General features: G+C 68.9%; 19 protein-coding genes. 16 read left to right on the forward strand and 3 right to left on the reverse strand.

The window, feature by feature from the left end:
* The first annotated feature begins 257 nt into the window (after window positions 1-257).
* The 15 genes from ACIBD9_RS00365 to ACIBD9_RS00435 all read left to right on the forward strand — a co-directional run bounded on the left by ACIBD9_RS00365 (window position 258) and on the right by ACIBD9_RS00435 (window position 11,523).
* A complete protein-coding gene (locus ACIBD9_RS00365) occupies window positions 258-575 on the forward strand; it encodes a putative quinol monooxygenase (protein WP_396713203.1) in 318 nt (105 codons plus the stop codon).
* Window positions 568-1,764 (forward strand): helix-turn-helix domain-containing protein, encoded by a 1,197-nt coding sequence (locus ACIBD9_RS00370; protein ID WP_396713204.1) that lies wholly within the window; start codon window positions 568-570, stop codon window positions 1,762-1,764. The genes ACIBD9_RS00365 and ACIBD9_RS00370 overlap by 8 nt, the downstream gene beginning before the upstream one ends.
* A 186-nt stretch (window positions 1,765-1,950) precedes the next feature.
* Window positions 1,951-2,283: a hypothetical protein gene (locus ACIBD9_RS00375; RefSeq protein WP_130406273.1), complete on the forward strand. Its 333-nt coding sequence runs from the start codon at window positions 1,951-1,953 to the stop codon at window positions 2,281-2,283.
* 120 nt (window positions 2,284-2,403) lie between these two features.
* Entirely contained in the window at window positions 2,404-3,339 is a 936-nt protein-coding gene (locus ACIBD9_RS00380; protein WP_396713206.1) for a hypothetical protein, read from the forward strand.
* Between the two features lie 109 nt (window positions 3,340-3,448).
* Window positions 3,449-4,333 carry an FtsK/SpoIIIE domain-containing protein gene (locus ACIBD9_RS00385; protein ID WP_396713208.1) on the forward strand — a complete coding sequence of 295 codons (885 nt, stop codon included), beginning with the start codon at window positions 3,449-3,451 and terminating at the stop codon, window positions 4,331-4,333.
* The gene (locus tag ACIBD9_RS00390) at window positions 4,330-4,515 is read left to right on the forward strand and encodes a hypothetical protein (RefSeq protein WP_396713210.1); all 186 of its coding nucleotides are present in this window, start codon (window positions 4,330-4,332) and stop codon (window positions 4,513-4,515) included. Before ACIBD9_RS00385 ends, ACIBD9_RS00390 begins: the two co-directional genes overlap by 4 nt.
* Window positions 4,516-4,599: 84 nt before the next feature.
* Complete coding sequence (locus tag ACIBD9_RS00395; RefSeq protein ID WP_396713212.1) at window positions 4,600-5,136, forward strand: hypothetical protein; 537 nt, start codon at window positions 4,600-4,602, stop codon at window positions 5,134-5,136.
* Between the two features lie 23 nt (window positions 5,137-5,159).
* Window positions 5,160-5,432 (forward strand): hypothetical protein, encoded by a 273-nt coding sequence (locus ACIBD9_RS00400; RefSeq protein ID WP_396713214.1) that lies wholly within the window; start codon window positions 5,160-5,162, stop codon window positions 5,430-5,432.
* Entirely contained in the window at window positions 5,429-6,154 is a 726-nt protein-coding gene (locus ACIBD9_RS00405; RefSeq protein WP_396713216.1) for a GGDEF domain-containing protein, read from the forward strand. The genes ACIBD9_RS00400 and ACIBD9_RS00405 overlap by 4 nt, the downstream gene beginning before the upstream one ends.
* 770 nt (window positions 6,155-6,924) lie before the next feature.
* A complete protein-coding gene (locus ACIBD9_RS00410) occupies window positions 6,925-7,269 on the forward strand; it encodes an RRQRL motif-containing zinc-binding protein (RefSeq protein ID WP_396713798.1) in 345 nt (114 codons plus the stop codon).
* On the forward strand, window positions 7,269-8,210 hold the full coding sequence (locus tag ACIBD9_RS00415) for a DUF2637 domain-containing protein (protein ID WP_396713218.1): 942 nt from the start codon (window positions 7,269-7,271) through the stop codon (window positions 8,208-8,210). The genes ACIBD9_RS00410 and ACIBD9_RS00415 overlap by 1 nt, the downstream gene beginning before the upstream one ends.
* Window positions 8,207-9,796 carry a replication initiator gene (locus ACIBD9_RS00420; protein ID WP_396713220.1) on the forward strand — a complete coding sequence of 530 codons (1,590 nt, stop codon included), beginning with the start codon at window positions 8,207-8,209 and terminating at the stop codon, window positions 9,794-9,796. Before ACIBD9_RS00415 ends, ACIBD9_RS00420 begins: the two co-directional genes overlap by 4 nt.
* An 89-nt stretch (window positions 9,797-9,885) precedes the next feature.
* A complete protein-coding gene (locus ACIBD9_RS00425) occupies window positions 9,886-10,089 on the forward strand; it encodes a hypothetical protein (protein WP_396713222.1) in 204 nt (67 codons plus the stop codon).
* Window positions 10,086-10,280, forward strand: a complete 195-nt coding sequence (locus ACIBD9_RS00430) for a helix-turn-helix domain-containing protein (RefSeq protein ID WP_396713224.1) — start codon at window positions 10,086-10,088, stop codon at window positions 10,278-10,280. The genes ACIBD9_RS00425 and ACIBD9_RS00430 overlap by 4 nt, the downstream gene beginning before the upstream one ends.
* A 1-nt stretch (window position 10,281) precedes the next feature.
* Window positions 10,282-11,523: a tyrosine-type recombinase/integrase gene (locus tag ACIBD9_RS00435; RefSeq protein WP_396713226.1), complete on the forward strand. Its 1,242-nt coding sequence runs from the start codon at window positions 10,282-10,284 to the stop codon at window positions 11,521-11,523.
* Window positions 11,524-11,580: 57 nt separating this feature from the next.
* Here the strand turns inward: ACIBD9_RS00435 and ACIBD9_RS00440 are convergent, their stop codons facing one another.
* From ACIBD9_RS00440 to ACIBD9_RS00450, 3 genes are all read right to left on the reverse strand, one after another.
* Window positions 11,581-11,835, reverse strand: a complete 255-nt coding sequence (locus ACIBD9_RS00440; RefSeq protein WP_007465523.1) for a Smr/MutS family protein — start codon at window positions 11,833-11,835, stop codon at window positions 11,581-11,583.
* A 121-nt stretch (window positions 11,836-11,956) separates the two neighbouring features.
* Window positions 11,957-12,325, reverse strand: coding sequence for a tetratricopeptide repeat protein (locus ACIBD9_RS00445; RefSeq protein ID WP_396713228.1), 369 nt, complete (start codon window positions 12,323-12,325; stop codon window positions 11,957-11,959).
* 119 nt (window positions 12,326-12,444) lie between these two features.
* Entirely contained in the window at window positions 12,445-13,215 is a 771-nt protein-coding gene (locus ACIBD9_RS00450) for an ROK family protein (RefSeq protein WP_396713230.1), read from the reverse strand.
* A gap of 62 nt (window positions 13,216-13,277) precedes the next feature.
* Here ACIBD9_RS00450 and ACIBD9_RS00455 point away from each other — a divergent pair, with 62 nt between their 5' ends.
* Window positions 13,278-14,915, forward strand: coding sequence for an ABC-F family ATP-binding cassette domain-containing protein (locus tag ACIBD9_RS00455; RefSeq protein ID WP_238657212.1), 1,638 nt, complete (start codon window positions 13,278-13,280; stop codon window positions 14,913-14,915).
* The last annotated feature ends 6 nt before the right edge of the window (window positions 14,916-14,921 follow it).

A 14,921-nucleotide genomic window follows, 5' to 3' on the forward strand; every position in this document is an offset into this window, starting at 1 on the left:
CGCTAAGGGCGCGGGGTCCCCGATCGGCGACCGGTGTCGGTCGGCCCCTGGTCGGCGGCGCGAGCGGCCTGCGAAGCGGGCCGCCTTGATCCCGTACAGAAAGTTCTCACACAGGTGCTACTCGCCTCAGAGCGCTCAACTGACCACCGGCTACCCTGCCGGACAGATCCGTAATAGAATACGGGTGGCCGAACAAGAGTACGGCTAGAGTTGCGTACGCAAGCCGTAACTCTCGGTTGAGCAGGAAGGGTGGCTGCATGTTCGCATTGGTAGTGCGCTTCAATCTGAAAGACGAAGAGAGCGTGAAGGCGTTTGACGCGCTTGTCGCAGAGACAGGGATTGAAATCCGTGCCCGCGAACCAGGAACGCTGATTTACGCGACGCACTCTGTCGAGGGGGAACCTCTTGCCCGAGTCTTCTACGAGTGCTACGCGGACCGAGAAGCATTCGAGGCGCACGAAGTGCAACCTCACGTGATCCGCTTCCACAAGGAGCGCGAACCGTACACGCAGGACACGCGGGTTGAGTTTCTAACGGTCGGACCCAGCAAGGGTATCGGTTCACTGAATGCCTGACAGCAACGAGCAAGGTCGACTTATAGCTACGCGGCGGCAAAAGCGTGGACTCTCTCAGCGTGAGTTTGCCGAGATGATCGGCCGGTCTGAGGCTTGGCTTTCCCAGGTCGAGCGCGGGGTGCGTTCGATTGACCGGGTTTCCATCTTGGAGCGGATTGCGGGTGCCCTCGGGATCCCGATGGCCGAACTGGCCCCGGGCACTGCGGATCCGGAGAGCGCTGAGGTTCCCTCGGCGGCTGCCGCCCTACGCTCGGTGCTAAGTACCAGCTACCTCATGGCCGCGATCCTAGGCAAGGACCGGGAGCTTCCCCTGCCGCAGACAGCCGAGCGAGCCGATCTGTGCTGGACATACGCGCATGCCGCCCGTTACGAGGACCTGGCCGAGTTGCTGCGGGGCCTACTGCCGGATCTGGAGAGAGCAACACGATCCGCCAAAGGCGAGGCGCGAAAGACGTACCTCACCGAGCTAGCGTCGGTATATCACGCCCTCTCAGCTGCACTGTCGAAGCTTGGTCAGCATGAGGCGGCCTGGGTCGCAATCGATCGGGCGTTGCTCGTTGCGGAGCAGGTCGGAGACCCGCTGCTGGTCGCCGCTGGAACGTTCCGCCTTGCGCTGGTGTTTCAGGGCGGGCGGCAATTTGAGCAGGTCATAAGCGCTGCATCGTCGTCTGCGGCAGCGCTTGAGTCCGAGGTATCGGCGGACAAGCCGGCGGCCGTGTCGCTGTTCGGCGCGCTGAATCTGCAACTGGCTGTGGCCTCTGCGCGGATGGGAGATGACCAGCGGGCTCACGAGTATCTTGGAGTAGCGCGAGAGGCAGCTCAGCTCCTAGGGGTCGACCGCAACGATTACGAGACCGAGTTTGGCCCCACGAATGTCCAGCTACACGAGGTCGCAGTGGCAGTCGAACTCGGCGACGCCGGTTCTGCGCTCCGGACGGCGGAGCGGATCGACTCGTCCGGCCTATCGTCCGAGCGGCAGGCTCGGCTCCTCATGTACGTGGCACGCGCCTGGACTCAGCGTCGCAGGGTCTCTGAGGCGGTCGATGCACTTGAGCAAGCCGAGGCACTGACCCCGGAGCAGGTTAAGGGACACCCGGTGGTCGAAACGATGGTTTCCGACCTTGTACGGATGGAACCCACCCCCTCCGACCGACTGGCAGCCTTGGCTCGCCGCGTAGGAGTGGCCTAGCTACCGTCACACGTTCCGAGCTGCACCGAAGGGCGTCCCACAGCGGGGCGCCCTTCTTCGTACCAAGATTCTAATCGATGACCCGTACTGAAGTACTAGACACGTACTTTTGTACGGGCTACGCTGATCCCATCGAACACGGGCGATCGCTCAAGGTGAGCGAGCCCTAGTTGAAGGGAGTCAGTCATGGGACGTCTGCTGCTGGACACCTCGCGGGTGTCGTACGAGGTCGCGGTGAACCCGGTTCCGAAGCTGGACCAGACGGGTCAGCAGAAGTTCGACCGGGAGACGAAGCAGCCGATGTGGGCGGTGCAGCTCTACGCCTTGTCGGAGGGAAGCGCGGAGGTCATCAACGTGACGGTGGTCAGCCCGGTGATGCCGGCGGTGGCTGTTCGTCAGCCGGTGGTGCCGATGGACCTGGAGGCGCTGCCCTGGGTCAACGACCGTGACGGCAAGGTCCGCTCCGGTGTGGCGTTCCGGGCTTCGGCGCTGACCGCGATGGAGACCGCCGCCGTCTAGCGGCCGGTGTTCCTGTTCGGCTCCACGCAAGCGAAGAGGTGGACACGGGGTCGCCGTTGATTGGCGTCGTCTGCGACCCCGCGTCCTGTCCAACAAGGTCCCTACTAGGGAGGACTTGTCGTGTCCAAGTCTAGCCAGAGGTCCCCGTTCGGCTGGTCGAACCGTGGGGGCAACAACGTCACTGTCATCGAAGCGCCGGTTGCCCGCTCGTACCGTCGTCGGGCCACCATCGCGTTCTGGGTCACCCTCGGCGTGGTGGGCCTGCTGGCCGCCACGGTGGCCTCTGAGTACATGCACCCGATCCTGGGTGGCCTGCTCGGCGTCGTCCTCGGCGCTGTCCTCGGCGCGGTGCTGTTCGCGCTGATCGTGGCGTGGCCGGTCCTGCGGGTCTTCTGGCACTGGCTGCCAGAGATCCTGCTCGGCCTGGCCGTCGTCTACGGCTGGACCACGCTGATGCAGTCGACCCCGCTGTGGGGCTCGCTGCTCATCGTCGCCCTGGTCGTCGGCGTCCCCGCCGCGATCGCACCTGTGCGCCGTCGGGTCATGGCCTGGATGTGGTGCCTGATCGTGCGGCACCGGCTGCGGCTGTGCTTCGCGGCGTTCATCGCCACCAACCGGCACGGCTCACTCCCGCTGATCCTGCTCGCCAAGCCGACCCCGGCCGGTGAACGGGTCTGGGTGTGGCTGCGCCCGGGGCTGTCTCTGCGGGATCTGGAGCAGGACGGGCAGGTGCAAAAGCTCGCGGTGGCGTGCTGGGCCAACGAGGTCCGCGTCATGCGCGCCGGCCGCAAGTACGCCGCGTTCATCCGGCTGGACATCACCCGTCGCGAACCCTTGGCGCACACCGTTGTGTCGCCGCTGCCGGACTACGTCCCCACGGACATCCCGGCCAACGCCCCCACCTCACCGGGCATGCCGCCTGTCGGCCTGGACCTGCCCGACGTGCCCGACGTGCCGGTCATCGCATCGACCGACACCCCCCGCCAGCGCAAGCCGCGCAACCCCACCACCACTACCGCGAGCCCGAACGGGTTCGACCCCTCCGACTACGCCTAACCACCGGGACGGCGCGGACCAGGCACCCCTGACGGGTCAAGTGTCCGCGCCTCACCCATCCCCCACCCGCTTTTGACACGTAGGTGTCAACCGACCCCGGGAGCCATCCATGGACCTCACGGACACCATCGAACTGCCCCCGCAGCCAGACGCGCCGCAGACCGTGCCGGTCGGCGCGGGCCTGTCTATCTTCGACCCGGTCTTCCTCGGCATCGACGAGTTCGGCCACCCGGCCTACCTGCCGATGATCTACCGCAACATCCTCATCGGCGGTGAACCCGGCGCGGGCAAATCTTCGCTGCTCAACACCATCGTCGGACACGCCGCGCTGTGCCCGGACGTCAGGTTGTGCCTGCTCGACGGCAAGCAGGTCGAACTCGGTCTGTGGAAGGACGCCGCCGACGTGTTCGTCGGCCCCGACATCGACCACGCCATCCGCACCCTTCGCCGCGTCCAGACCGTGATGGACAACCGGTACTCGTTCCTGCTGTCGCACCGCCGCCGGAAGATCGGCCCGAACGACCTGTTCGGTCAGATCCTCGTGGCCTGCGACGAAATCGCCTACTTCTCCGCCACCGCCGGAGACAAGAAAGACCAGGACCTGTTCGCCGCGCTGCTGCGCGACATCGTCGCCCGTGGCCGCGCCGTCGGCATCATCGTCGCCGCCGCCACCCAGCGCCCGTCCTCGGACATCATCCCGCCGTCACTGCGGGACCTGTTCGCGTGGCGGTTCGCCGGCCGCTGCACCAACGACGTGTCCTCCGACATCGTCCTCGGACACGGCTGGTACGCCCGCGGCTTCTCGTCCAACAGCATCGACCCGAACAACCAGGGCGAGGGCTACCTCATCGCCGAAGGCGGCATCCCCAACCGCGTGAAGGCCGCCTACATGACCGACGCCGACATCATCCGCGTCGCCGACTACGCCACCTGGACCCGCCGCCGTAGCGGCCTCGTCGCCCCCGCCGAGTCCGCCGCGAAGATCGCGGCATGAAGACCCGGACCGCTGTCCCGGCCCGGGTCCTGGACCTCGTGCTCATCGGTGACGGCGAAGACATCGCCGCACTCACCGCCGTCGCCCGCCAGTCGGGCGCGCTCGTCTTCCGCTCCGCACCCACCGCCGCCACCGACGGCCGGCAACGGGTGACTCTTCGGCTCCACCTGCACCACCGATAGAAGCGGCCGACAGACCGGCCAAGGCCCTGAGAAAGCTGCCCGGTCTGTCGACCCAACCACCGCCCACGAAAGGACGTGGCCGCCATGAACCCTACCCAAAAACAGCCCACCACCCCCGGCGCGCTGGCCGACCTGACCCCGGCCGACATCCTGCGCTGCGCCGCCCGCTACCTGGAGATCCGAGGCTGGACCCAGGGCGACCCCTACGAACTGGCCGAGAACCCTGCGTTCCCACCGGCCTGCACCCTCGGTGCCATCGCCATGGCCGTCTACGGCCGTCCCGTCGCGATCGAGGACCGGTACTGCGGCGACGGTGCCGCCGTCAACCTCTGGGACACCACCGCCATCTGCCTGGCCGACTTCCTCCGCCAGGGCGGGCACTCGACCGAGCCCCACTTCGACAGCCCGGTGTCGGACTCCTACACCGTGATCGTCGCGGACTGGAACGACGACGCCTCCCAAACCCTTGCCGATGTCCTGGACATCCTGCGCGCCTGCGCCGATGACTACGACTGGACCCACGCCACCGAAGACCAGCTCGAAACCTACGCCGAACACGAGTACAGCCAGGAACGGCTGCCGACCCGCGCCGGGTTCCTCGTCTGGCGGGCAGCGCAGTGAGCGCCCGTCTGGATCGCCGGCTTGTGACCGCTGGCATGGGCGTCACCGTCGCCCAGCTCGTCACCATCTGGGCCGCACACACCCCGGCCACTCTGCCGGTTCCGCTGACCTGCCCTACCTGCGGTCACCCCTACAGCGAGAAGGCACCGCTGTGCCCGAGCGCCGCCGTCGTGCGGCCTCTGCTGCGTCGCCGCCGCCACGAGATCCCCGGCGCGATCGACGCGCTCACCCCCAACCAGCTCATGGACCTGACCGGCAAGCGCCTGTCGACCGCCCTCCCGGAGGTGACCCGATGACTCCCCGACTGCGCGCCCTGGCCACCGCCAGCGCCATCAGCGCCGCCGCCACCGCCGGCTACCTCACCGCCCGGCACAGCCTGCGGGCTGAACTCGCCACCGTCCGGCACGCCGCCTGTCACGACCCGCTGACCGGCATCCACAACCGCGCCGGCCTCACCGCTGCCACCGACTCGTTCATCACCACCGCCCACAACAGCGGCCGACCCGTCGCGGTCGTCCTGGTCGACTTGGTCGGCTTCAAGAAGGTCAACGACACCCACGGCCACGACGCCGGGGACCACATCCTCACCACCGTCGCCCAACGGTTGACCGGCATCGCCGGACCCGCCGGCATCTGCGCCCGCCTCGGCGGCGACGAATTCGCCCTCATCACCACCGGCCCCGCCACCCGGCGCGACGACGCCGACACCTGGCTTGCCGACTGGCTCACCCACATCCACACCCGGCTGACCACCCCGGTCACCTACGACCGCCGAACCCTGGCCGTCGGCGCGACCCTCGGCGCGGTCCTGGCCCACCCGGCCCACCCCGCCACGGTCTGGCTGCACCACGCCGACCTCGCCATGTACACCGCCCGCGCGAACCGGCGGACCACCGCCGTCTTCACGGACACCACCGACACCACCGCCGCCGACCTGCGGCCGACCGCTCGGCCCCGTGACCTGGCTCGTCCGACCAGCCCCCTCGCCGCCGCCCCAACCACCTGGAGGGCCGCATGACCACCGCTGTCGAGATCACCGACATGACACGTACGTGTCAAAACGACATCTCCACCGCCGCTCTCGTCGGCGCACTGGAAGCCGCCTGGTCCGCGATCCGCGACCAGCACTCCGAAGTTCCGGCCGCTGTTCTGGTGGTCGGCTCTGGCTCTCCCACCAAGCCGAGTCAGGGCATGAAGTGGGGTCACTTCGCTGCCCTTCGTTGGCAAGCCGGCGAACAGCAGTTGCCCGAAATCCTGATCTCCGGTGAGGGACTGTCCCGCGAACCGGAAGCCGTGTTCACCACGCTCCTGCACGAAGCAACCCACGCCCTCGCCGACGTGCGAGGCGTCCAGGACACCTCCCGGCAGGGTCGCTGGCACAACAAGAAGTTCGCCACCCTCGCCGCCGAACTCGGCCTGTCCACGACTAAGGACGACAAGCTCGGCTACTCGCCCTGCACCCTGACCGACCTCACCCGCGCCCGCTACAAGGCCACCATCACCGGCCTCTCCGTCGCGCTGCGCTTCTACCGCCACCCGGAACCGACCGGGGAAGGCAAGACCCGCACGAACAACAACAACGGCGTCTCGTGCGAATGCGAGTGCCCCCGCAAGCTGCGCATCTCCACCGCCGCCTTCGAGGAAGGCCCGATCGTCTGCGCGGTCTGCTCGGCGGCGTTCCTGCCCGAGGACATCGACCGCGACACCTACGAACACCCCACCTTCGCCACCGGCAGCGCTCCTGCCGGCGACGACCACGACCAGGACGACGCCGACTCGGAGGACCCGATGGTCTTTTACGACCCGACCGGCGAGCGCTACGGCCTGCCGACCTACCCCTTCAAGTTCGCCCCCGACGGGCTGCTGACCCGTCGGCAACTACGCACTCGCAACCTGCGCCCCGGCGGCCAAGACCCCGCCGCACAAATCATGTGGCGTCGCGGCAAGCGCGTCGCCTACCTGTTCCGCCTCGACCTCGCGATGCCCAAGCGCACCGCAACCCCCGCCCAACTGGCGGCCATCGACAAGGCGCTCACCGCCCGGCGTACCTGCCCCGAATGTCAGCAGGTCAAGCCCTACTACATCCCCCGCCGTACCGGCTCCTGCTTCGACTGCATAGGAGGTGACCACTGATGCCCAATGCCAACGCCAGCACAGTCACGGAGCAGTTCGCCACCGAGTACGCACGCAACGCTGTGCCCAACATGCTCAAGGCGATCAACTCGATCAAGCGGTACAACCGCTTCGTCCTGCTCGGCGCGCTGCTGACCAGCTACCTGCACCAAGCGCACTACCTGTGGACCCAGAACGCCGGCTACTTCGCCTATCTGGTTCCGCTGATCTTCGACGCCGCCATGGTCTCCATGCTGACCGTCGTCCGCACCTCCGGTATCGCCAAAGATGCCAAACGCGGAGCCCTGGTCGTGTTCGCCTGCGCAGCACTGCTGTCGGCAACGATCAACTTCGCCTCGCCCGGCAGTCTCGGCCTCCGACTGGTCTTCGCGCTCGTCGTCGTCCTCGTGATCGGCGTCGAACTCGTCGCCGGACGCATCCGACCCGACTTCGCCGCCATCGAAGCCGAAGCCGCCGCGCTCCTCGCCGCCGCCAACACCATCGCCAACCGGTCTACGACACCTGTCCCGGCACCTGAGCCGGCCACCACCGCCGAGGCCCCGTCATCCGACATCCCCGCCTCGACGCTGGTCCGCCCGGCCGCCGCGACCCCGACCACCAACCCCACGCCCGACACCGACACCGCACCCGTCAACCTGACCTCCAGCGAGGACACCCCGACCGTCACCACGGTCAAACCCACCACCGACAACAAGCCCGTCCCGGCACCCGCGCCCGCTACGCCGGTCACCACCGGCCCACCGGCTGCACTGCTGCCCAACGCACGCATCATCGCCAACGCCCACGAGAAGGCCCACGGTGAGCCCATCACCCCCGGCCAACTCGCCGTCCGGCTGCGCGTGCCCACCCAGACGGCCGCTGACATCCTCACGGCCCTGACCAACCCGACCACCATCAACGACCGACCCCACAACGGCACCACCGTGGGAGCCATCGCGTGACGTCCTCGACGTTGCCTCTCGCGCCCGAAACCACCAAGGTTTCGGGCACGGGAGCCTCCGCTGAGTCCGCCAGCTACTGGCCCTGGGCTACCCCCACCACCGGCACCCGCAACCCCGCCGCCGCCGGGTGGGTACGCGGCCACGACCCCCGCACCGTCGCATCCGGTCGTGCCCGTGCCCAAGACCCCGACTACTCCGAATGGCTCGGCCACGTCCGCGCCGCGTCGGCGTGCAAGCACCCGATCCGGCTGGCCGGGCAGATCCACGTCAACGACGCCGACGGCAACCGCATGGCGACGGTCGACACCGAGGACATGCCCGACGGGGCGATCTACACCCCCTGCGGCAATCGCCGCGCCTCGGTCTGCCCGTCCTGCGCGGATCTGTACCGGCGGGACACCTACCACCTCATCAAAGCTGGGCTCCAGGGCGACCGGTGGGGACTGCCGCCGCTCGACGAGCACATCGCCATCTTCCTGACCGCCACCGCCCCATCGTTCGGCCCGGTGCACCACCGGGTGGTGGAGGTGCACTCCGCGGACTGCCGGAAGAAGGACGGCTGCACCTGCCGGCCCTCGGTGTGCCACCGCTTCGGCCGCACCTGCCCGCACGGTGTGGAGTTGCGGTGCGGGCAGCGCCACAAGGCCGCAGACACCCAGCTCGGGCAGCCGTTGTGCTTGGACTGCTACGACCACGTCGGCCAGGTCGTGTGGAACCACGAAGCACCCGAGCTGTGGCGCCGCACCATCCAGCAAGCCGACCGGGAACTACGCCGTCTCGGCCGGGCACACGGCGTGGACCTGCGTCGCCGCTACATCAAGGTCTACGAATTCCAGGTACGCGGCGTCGTCCATTACCACGCCCTGATCCGCCTCGACGGCTATAACCCCGACTGCCCTGAGGCGATCGTGCCCCCGCCCCGCGTCATCACCCGAGACCTGTTCGAGGCTGCCGTCCGGGCCGCGTTCGTGAAGACCTCCTACACCTCCGCGCCGCACCCCGCCAACGGGCGGCAGGGCTGGCACATCGCCTGGGGTGACAAGGGCTTGGACCTCAAGCACGTCAACGCCCCCGGGCGCGAGGTCAACCTTGCCCAGATCACCGGGTACATCGCCAAGTACGTCACCAAGAGCACCGAGGTAACCGGCCTGAGCCTGCGCCGCGTCGACGACCTCTCCGTCGAAGTCCACGGCGACCCGGGCACGCACCTCGGCCGGCTGATCCGGGCGTGCTGGGACATCGGCGAGCACCCCGACTACGCACGGCTTCGGCGGTGGGCGCACCAGTTCGGCTACGGCGGACACATCGCCACCAAGAGCCGCGCCTTCTCCGTCACCCTCGGCTTCCTCCGCTTGCAGCGCACCATCTGGCGACGCACCGAGGGCCACCCCCACACCTGGGACGACGAGCAAACCGAACGCGTCATCTACGAACTCGGCTACCAAGCCACCGGCTGGATCACCACCGGCGACGCCCTACTCGCCAACACCGCCGCCGCCATGGCCCGCGCACAACACCTCGCCGGCATCGACGCCCTGGCCGACGAACTCACCGCCGCTCGCGCGGTCCAACCCCTGGCCACTTGACACGTACGTGTCAACGCCCGTGAAGCCGTTCCTTGACAACTCCACAGCGCACGCAACACCCCACCCACCCGACACCCGGAAGGAGCGCCATGCCCACATGTCCCCGCCCCCTGGTCGCGGTCCGCCTCATCGGTCCGACCGCCACCGTCACCACCCATGCCGCCACCATCGCGGCCCAACTCACCGCCTACTACGGCCGCGAGCGGGTCACCTGCCGCACCAGCACCCGACCCGCCGGCTACAGCGGCGAAAGCCGCACCTACATCACCATCACCCGGAAGGAGCCACGATGACCGCACCGCCTAAGCCCGAACCGCTCTGGGAAATCGAAGATGTCTCCGCCTACCTGCGGGTGCCAGTGCAGACGCTCTACCAGTGGCGCAAACGCAAGTACGGCCCACCCGCCGCCCGGGTCGGCCGGCATCTGCGCTATGACCCGGCTTCGGTGCGCGCCTGGTTCACCGACCAGTCCAAGGTGGCCTGACATGGCTCACATCGTTGACCGCTGGTACAAGACGGTTGTCGGTCCGGATGGGAAGTCCCGGCAGGAACCAAAGCCAGAGTGCGGGCAGGGAATGCGCTACCGCGTTCGGTACCTCGCCCCTGACGGCAAAGAGAAATCGCAGTCGTTCCCCGACAAGAAGAAGCGCGACGCACAGGCATTTCTTGCCAACGTCCAGGCCGACATCCTCAAGGGCACCTACGTCGACCCCGACGCCGGCCGCACGACCTTCAAGCAGTACGCCGACGAATGGCTCGCTGCCGCGACCACCGACGTGCTCACCCGCGACCGCATCGAGTACGAACTCCGCCTGCACGTGTACCCGGTCATCGGGCACAAGCCGATCGCGTCCATCCAGCCGACGACGATCCGGGAGTGGGCGCGGAAGATTCAAGAGAAAGGGCTGTCGGTGGGTTACCGCCGGGTCCTCTTCACTGACGTGTCGATGATTCTCAACGCGGCGGTGGACGACAAGAAGATCGTCAGTAACCCGTTCGCGGTCAAGAGCATTCGCCGGCCGAAACCCGCTGCGACCAAGGTGGTGCCATGGCCGGTCACCCGGTTGACTGCGTTTCGGAAGAACGTGCGTCCCCGGTACCGGATCGCGGTGGACCTGGGCGCAGGATGCGGTCTACGGCAAGGGGAGATATTCGCGGTCAGCCCCGGGGACCTCGACCCGACCCGCCCGGTCCTGCAAATCACTCGGCAGATCAAGTTGGTTCGGGGTTCGCTGATCTTCGCCCCGCCGAAGGGCGGCAAGTCCCGCGAGGTCCCGTTGCCCGACTCGGTAGCCGGCAGACTCAAGCAACACGCGCGGGATTGCCCGCCGGTCCCGGTGACCCTGCCGTGGGAGACGCTGACCGGCGAGCCGCGAACCGTCGAGCTGTACCTGACGACACCTGCCGGTCTGGCGCTGTCCCGCTCGATGTTCAACTCCGGTGTCTGGAAGCCCGCGATCCGCGCGACCGGGATCCCCGACGACCGACACAACGGGATGCACGTCCTGCGCCACACCTACGCCTCGGTCCTCCTGGACGCTGGGGAGAGCGTCAAGGCGCTGTCGGCCTACCTGGGCCACGCGGACCCGGGCTTCACCCTTCGGACCTACACCCACCTACTGCCGGCCAGCGAGGATCGCACCCGCCGGGCCATCGACAAGGCACTCGGTGAGGACCAGGCCGGCAACGACGCTCCGCAAGCCCTTGACGGCCTGGACACGGCATGATCATGGTTAATCGGCCCTGCCAGCGGCCGGATACGCAGGTCAGAGGCTGTGTGGTTCTTACTTCCAGCGGAAGTGGACGAAGAGGCGGCCGAAGTTCTTCGAGTCCTTCTCCACGCGGTGGTAGAGCTGCTTGACGTCCTTCTGGTCGAGGAACCGCAGCACCCGCTTCTTGAGCTGGCCGGACCCCTTGCCGGGGATGATCTCGACGAGGGTGGCCTTCTTCGCCACCGCCTCGTCCATGATCCCGCGCAACGCGCGGTCGATGTCCTGGCCCTTGTTGAAGATCTCGTGCAGGTCCAGCTTGAGCTTCATGCCGCAGCCCCCGGCCGGTCAGGTCCCATGTCCGCCATCCTAGGCACGTCCGGCAGGTCGCCCGCCAGACGACGAAGGGGCGGCCCCGAAGGGCCGCCCCGCACACATCACCGGGTCAGGCTCAGCGCCGGCCGCCCACTCGGGTCTCCACCCGCTCCAGCGCGGTCCGGTAGTCGTCGTTGGCCGCGTACATCGCGGCGGCGATCCGGAGGTGCCGCAGCGCGTCGGTGTGTCGGTTCAGTCGCTCCAGCGTCCGACCGAGCACATGGTGGGCGTAGTGGTCGCTCGGGTCCCGCTCGATCAACTCGCGCAGGTGCTCCTCGGCCCGGTTGAGCTGGGCCGACTGGAAGTACGCCCGGGCCAGGAGCTGCCGGACCGCCGCGTTGCCGGGTTCGGCGTCGATGATCGGCTCCAGCAGTCGGGCTGCCCCACTGGGGTCACCGGTTTCGAAGAACATGGTCGCCCGCCGGTAGTCCGCCAGAAGATCCATCTGCCACCTCCTCGGGTCGCACCGTCACCTGTTCCGACGCTGGCACAACACCGGGAGTTTGGCGACTGTTCCCGGGGTCGAGATCGGGTCAGTTCGGGCCGCCGACGGGCGCCGAAGGGTCAGGTGCGGGCGTCCCGGCGGCCGGCGTGCAGCTCCCAGGCGCGGACACCGCCGACAATTCCGGCCGTGTTCGGCACCACCACCACGTCGTCGCCCATCCGGGTCAGCTGCTCGGGGCGGATCAGTCGGGAGTTGCCTCCGCCCAGGTAGAGCCGGTCCCAGCGGAACACCGGGCGGAGCCCGTCCACCACCTGCCGGATCCGTCGGGACCAGAAGGCGTCGCCGAGCCGCCGCCGTTCCGGCTCGCCGACGTACGTGTCGTAGGTGGTGCCCCAGCGCACCGGCGCGTGCGACAGCTCCAGGTGCGGTGCGAGCACCCCACCGTCGAAGAGCGCGCTGCCCAGCCCCGTCCCCAGGGTCAGCACCAGCTCGCAGCCGGTGCCGGCGACCACTCCAGCGCCGTGCACCTCGGCGTCGTTGAGCACCAGAGCCGGCACCCCGAAGGCGTCGGCCAACGCGCCCCGCGCGTCCCAGCCGGACCACTCGGCGAGCAGGTCCGGGTCGACCCGCGTGCGGGGGCCGTTGCGGGTCACGTAGTGCGGCGTGCTCACGACCACTCCGTGCCGGATCATCCCGGGTACGCCGACCGTGAGCCGGTCCGCCGTTGGCAGGCGCCCGCCCAGATCCAGCAGGGTCCGGACGAACAGCGCAGGCGGCAACGGGTACGGGGTGGGCACCCGCAACGGCCGGGCCCGCATCGTTCCCGCCTCGTCGAGCACGGACGCCTTGATGCCTCCGCCGCCACAGTCGATCGCCAGTGTGGTCACCACGTCGTTGAGTCTGCCCGCTGCCGGCCGGTCGTATGCGGGGGGCCGGATAGGCTGCCGTCCTGATGAGCGCCACGATGATCGTCAAGGACCTGGCCGCCGGGCACGGCGACCGCCCGCTCTTCGCCGGATTGGACCTGGTGGTCGCCCCCGGCGACGTGGTCGGGCTGGTCGGGCCGAACGGGGCCGGGAAGTCGACGCTGCTGCGTACCCTCGCCGGGTTGTTGCCGGTCGAGGCCGGCAGCGTGCGGCTCAGCCCGCCCACCGCGAGCGTCGGACACCTGCCACAGGAGCCGGAACGGCGACCGGGCGAGACGGTACGGGACTTCCTGGCCCGCCGGACCGGGGTGACCGCCGCGCAGGCGGCGTTGGACGCGGCGACCGAGGCGCTGACCGCCGGGGCGGCGGGCGCCGACGACGCGTACGGCGACGCGCTGGAGCGCTGGCTCGCCCTCGGCGGCGCGGACCTGGACGAACGCGCCGAGCAGGTGAGCGCCGACCTGGGGCTCGCGGTCGACCTGGACCACCCGACGACCGGGCTCTCCGGCGGTCAGGCGGCCCGGGCCGGGCTCGCGTCGCTGCTGCTGAGCCGGTATGACGTGTTCCTGCTCGACGAGCCGACGAACGACCTGGACCTGGCCGGGTTGGAACGGCTGGAGGAGTTCGTCACCGGGCTGCGGGCCGGCACGGTGCTGGTCAGCCACGACCGGGAGTTCCTCACCCGCACGGTGACCCGGGTGCTGGAGCTGGACCTGGCGCAGCAGCAGGTCAACCACTACGGCGGCGGGTACGCGGCCTACCTGGAGGAGCGCGAGGTGGCCCGCCGGCACGCCCGCGCGGACTTCGAGGAGTACGCCGACACCAAGGCCGGGCTGGAGGCACGGGCCCGCACCCAGCGTGGCTGGATGGAGAAGGGCGTGCGGAACGCCCGCCGCAAGGCCACCGACAACGACAAGATCGGCCGCAAGTTCCGCAGTGAGTCGAGCGAGAAGCAGGCCGCCAAGGCCAAGCAGACCGAACGGCTGATTGAACGGCTCGACGTGGTCGAGGAGCCCCGCAAGGAGTGGGAGCTGCGGATGGAGATCGCCGCCGCGCCCCGCGCCGGCGCCGTCGTGGCCACGCTGCGCGGAGCGGTGGTACGCCGGGGTGGCTTCACTCTCGGCCCGGTCGACCTGCAGATCGACTGGGCGGACCGGGTCGCGGTGACCGGGGCGAACGGCTCGGGCAAGTCCACCCTGTTGGCCGCGCTGCTGGGCCGGCTGCCGCTGGACGCCGGCACCGCGTCGCTCGGGCCCGGCGTGGTGGTCGGCGAGGTGGACCAGGCCCGCGGGCTGTTCCTCGGCGACGTGCCGCTGATCGACGCGTTCGAGGCTGCCGTACCCCATCTGTCGCCGGCGGACGCGCGGACCCTGCTGGCCAAGTTCGGCCTGCGTGCGGCGCACGTGCCCCGACCGGCGGCCACCCTCTCCCCGGGTGAGCGGACCCGGGCCGCGCTGGCCCTGCTCCAGGGCCGTGGGGTCAACCTGCTGGTGCTGGACGAACCCACCAACCACCTGGACCTGCCTGCCATCGAGCAGCTCGAATCGGCTCTGGCCAGCTACCCCGGAACGCTGCTGCTGGTCACCCACGACCGGCGGATGCTGGCCGCCATCGAGACCAACAGGCGACTCCGCGTCGATGGCGGGCGGATCGCCGAGGATTGATCCGTG

Origin of the sequence: Micromonospora sp. NPDC050784 (assembly GCF_044456765.1) — a bacterium.
Lineage (GTDB): Bacteria > Actinomycetota > Actinomycetes > Mycobacteriales > Micromonosporaceae > Micromonospora > Micromonospora foliorum.